Source organism: Variovorax glucosi, assembly GCF_051216695.1.
Taxonomy (GTDB): Bacteria; Pseudomonadota; Gammaproteobacteria; order Burkholderiales; family Burkholderiaceae_C; genus Variovorax.
Genome location: NZ_JBPJZE010000326.1, coordinates 683 through 1090, shown reverse-complemented (window position 1 = coordinate 1090; position 408 = coordinate 683). Strand labels below are relative to the sequence as shown.

The following is a 408-nucleotide window of genomic DNA, read 5'->3' as shown; positions in this document are numbered from 1 at the left end:
TGCGCCAGGGCGAAATCGACCTCGTGCTCGGCCGACTCGCGCAGGCCTCGGCCATGGCCGACCTGGCCTTCGAACAGCTCTTCAGCGAACCCCTGCTGCTGGTGGTGCGCCCCGGCCATCCGCTCGCGGCAAAGCGCAAGCCAACGCTAGACGCACTGGCCGCTCACCCGCTGGTGCTGCCAGTGTCGGGCACGCTCATCAGGCACACGGCTGATGCCTTTTTGATCGCGCAGGGCCTGGCGCTGCCCAACCGGCTGGTGGAGGCAACCGACACGAGCTTCGTGGTCGGGCTGCTGCAGCGCTGCGATGCGGTGTGGTTCGCGCCTCAAGGAGCGGTGGAAGGCTTTATCGCGCGCGGCGAGTTGAAGCGCGTGGCCATCGACACGTCGAGCACCGAAGGCCCGGTCG

At 68.4% G+C, this 408-nt stretch carries 1 protein-coding gene; it reads left to right on the top strand.

The features are described from left to right. Positions 1-23: 23 nt before the first annotated feature. Positions 24-408 (top strand): LysR substrate-binding domain-containing protein (locus tag ACSFA3_RS25355; RefSeq protein ID WP_435508093.1); only part of this gene is annotated, 385 nt, incomplete at its 3' end.